This window comes from Dietzia sp. DQ11-38-2 (assembly GCF_014145055.1).
Lineage (GTDB): Bacteria > Actinomycetota > Actinomycetes > Mycobacteriales > Mycobacteriaceae > Dietzia.
In genome coordinates, this window is record NZ_JAALDW010000458.1 from 260 (window position 1) to 3,426 (window position 3,167).

The 3,167-nt window shown below is 70.3% G+C and carries 3 protein-coding genes; all 3 read right to left on the minus strand.

The features are described from left to right. A partial coding sequence (locus tag G6026_RS14515) for a type II secretion system F family protein (protein ID WP_347238115.1) occupies positions 1 to 815 on the minus strand: 815 nt, incomplete at its 3' end. Positions 816 to 846: 31 nt separating this feature from the next. Then, positions 847 to 1,794 carry a type II secretion system F family protein gene (locus G6026_RS14520; protein WP_182613595.1) on the minus strand — a complete coding sequence of 316 codons (948 nt, stop codon included), beginning with the start codon at positions 1,792 to 1,794 and terminating at the stop codon, positions 847 to 849. Continuing rightward, positions 1,791 to 3,131, minus strand: a complete 1,341-nt coding sequence (locus G6026_RS14525) for a CpaF family protein (protein WP_347238116.1) — start codon at positions 3,129 to 3,131, stop codon at positions 1,791 to 1,793. Before G6026_RS14525 ends, G6026_RS14520 begins: the two co-directional genes overlap by 4 nt. Between the last annotated feature and the right edge of the window lie 36 nt (positions 3,132 to 3,167).

The following is a 3,167-nucleotide window of genomic DNA, read 5'->3' on the forward strand; positions in this document are numbered from 1 at the left end:
GGGAAGATCACCTTGACGGGGATCTGCATGGCCTTCTCCTCCGCGCGTTGGCGGCGCTTCATCCGCATCTCCGCGGCCTGGGTCCGCAGGACGTCGGCGATCGAGATCCCGTAGGCATCGGCCTGGATGATGGCGCGGACGAAGCGTCGCAGGTCGGCGACGTCGCTGCGCGTGGCGAGTGACTCGTAGGCCTGCCTGCGGGTCTGGCCGACCTGGATCTCCTGCAGAGTCCGGACCAGTTCCTCGGCGAGGGGGCCCGTCCCGTTCTTGCCGGCCCGGGACATGGCGGAGTCGAAGCCCAGCCCGGCTTCCACGGCGATGGTCATCTGGTCGAGGGTGTCGGCCAACTCGAGTTGGATGGCCTGGCTCCGTTCCTGACCCCGGCTGTGCAGGAGGAGTTCGGGGAGGAAATAGCAGACCACGGTGGTCGCGAGGCCGAGCAGCACCGGCAGAGGCCCTTCCGTGCTGCGGATGAACAGCACGCTCAGGGCGCCGACCCCGAGCCCCAGGGCGAGCTTCACCACCAGCAGCCGGTCCAGCGACCACCCGGGTGGGCGGCCGGCGCGGGAGAGGAGTCTCTCCAGCATCCGGATGGACCCGGCCGGGGTGAGGCGCCGCGCGAGCACGATCAGCGGCCCAGGCGTCGAGTCCTCGTCCTGTGCGGGCCTCCCGTCAGCCGGCGCCACGTCCAGCCCCAGGGTGAGGTTGGAGACCGTACGGGCGCGATCCCCCCCGAGTCCGGTGACGACGGTCCAGACCACCAGTGCCACGGCCAGGCTGAGGGCGAGAACGGCGAACAGGGCCGAGGAGGACACGGTGATCTCCTTTCTGATTCCGGGGGCGGGTCTAGAACTTGATGTTGACGGTCTTGCGCAGCCACAACCCGCCGGCGACCAGCAGGATCAGGGCGACGACGATCAGCGCGTAGCCGAGCAGGCTCTGGGTGAACGGGACCATGTACGCGGGGTTGGTCATGACGAGGAACCCCGCGATCCCGATCGGCAGGGCCATGAGGATGTACGCCGAGAGCTTCCCCTCCGCCGCCAGGGCCTGGACCTGCCGACGGATCTGGTTGCGCTCGCGGATGGTGTGGCCCACGCCGTCGAGCACCTCGGCGAGGTTGCCGCCGACCTCACGGTTGATGGCGATGGCCTGGGTCACCCAGACGAAATCCTGGCTGCCCATCCGCTGGGCGGTCTCCTCGAGCGCGGGGGCGAGCTCGCGACCCACCCGCGTCTCGTTGATGATCCGCGCGAACTCCTCGGAGGTCGGTGCCTCGGCCTCGCGGGACACCGAGGCCAGGGCCTGCAGGAGGCTGTGCCCGGCCCGCAGGCTGCTGGCCATCAGTTGGAGCGAATCGTCCAGCTGATCGGCGAAGGCGGCCCGTCGGCGACCGGCTTTGACCGACAGTCCCACCCTGGCGGCCACGGGGGCGAGGATGCCCAGCACGATGCCGAGCAGTGGCCCCGAGACGACGACACCCAACGCGGTGGCGGCGAGAGCGGCCATGATCACGAGAAAGACGAAGTCCTGGAGGCGCATCTTCACCCCGGCCTCGGCCAGAGCCCCGGCACCCGGGGCCCCCCGGCGGCGGAGCATCGTGTCGATCGCCGTCGTCAGGGCGGTCGAGGCCCGCGTCACGGGACCCGGCAGGTCGACGTCTTCGGGGCGGCGCCGATCCCGGGGGAGGCGGGTGCGGGTGAGGAACCGCACCAGGACGTATCCTGCGACCAGAAGGGCGATCGAGAGGGCCCCCACCCCGATGGTCACCGGGGAGAGGCCGCCCGAGGTCACCGCGGACCGCCTGACGGCCCCGCCGCGGTGGCGGAGCCGAACACCCGCGGCGAGAGGGCGATGCCCAGCTCGTTGAACCGGTCGGTGAACCGCGGCCGCACACCCGTGGGAATCGGCTTGCCGAGGAACCTCCCGTTCGCGTCGAGTCCCGCGGCGTAGTCGAAGAGAAAGGCGTCCTGCAGGGTAACGGTCTGCCCCTCCATCCCCTGGACCTCGGTGACCGCGGTGACGCGTCGGGTGCCGTCGCGTAGGCGCGTGAGCTGGATGATGACGTCGACTGCCGAGGCGATCTGCTCGCGGATGGCGCGCAGCGGGAGGTCCATCCCGGCCATGAGCACCAGGGTCTCCAGGCGGGCGATCGCGTCCCGGGGGGAGTTGGCGTGCACCGTCGACAGCGACCCGTCATGGCCGGTGTTCATCGCCTGCAGCATGTCCAGGGTCTCTCCGCCGCGGACCTCGCCCACCACGATGCGGTCGGGCCGCATACGCAGGGAGTTGCGCACGAGGTCGCGGATACTGATCTCGCCCTTGCCCTCGATGTTCGCGGGCCGGGCCTCCAGCCTCACCACGTGGTCCTGTTGCATCTGCAGCTCCACCGCGTCCTCGATGGTGACGATGCGCTCGCCCTCGGGGATGAACGAGGACAGGACGTTGAGCAGGGTGGTCTTGCCACTACCCGTGCCTCCGGAGACGATGATGTTCAGCCGCGCCTGCACGCACGCCTGCAGGAGTTCGGCCATCTCCGGGGTGAGCGTCCCGAAGCGGATCAGGTCGGGGACCTTGAAGGGGTCGCGGGAGAACTTCCGGATGGTCAGCGAGGAGCCGTTGACCGCGAGGGGCGGGACGACGGCGTTGACGCGGGATCCGTCGGCCAGCCGCGCGTCGACGAGCGGGGAGGACTCGTCGATGCGCCGCCCGATCCGGGAGACGATGCGCTCGATCACCCGGCGGAGGTCCTCCTCGGAGGTGAATCTCGCGGCGCTCCGGGAGAGCTTGCCGCCCTGCTCGATGTAGATCATGTCCGGCCCGTTGACCATGATCTCGGTGACGGTGGGGTCCGCGAGTAGGCGTTCGAGGGGGCCGTGGCCCAGAACGTCGTCCTGGATGTCGGCGATGAGCCGCTTGCGCTGCTCACTGGTCAGCGGGACGGTCTCCTCCTCGACCACCTGGTTCAGCTCACTGCGGACCAGGGCGTGGAGTTGCTCCTCGGTGAGCGAGGGGTTGTTGAGCCGCGCGCCCATCCGCTCGAACAGGGCCGCCGAGGCGCGTTCCTTGAGCTTGGACAGGGCGTCGCCGGCCGCGGGGGGCGCCGACGGGTCGTCCGACGTCGGGGCCACGACGGGACCGGGCGCCACCGGGGCCGCGGTGGCTTA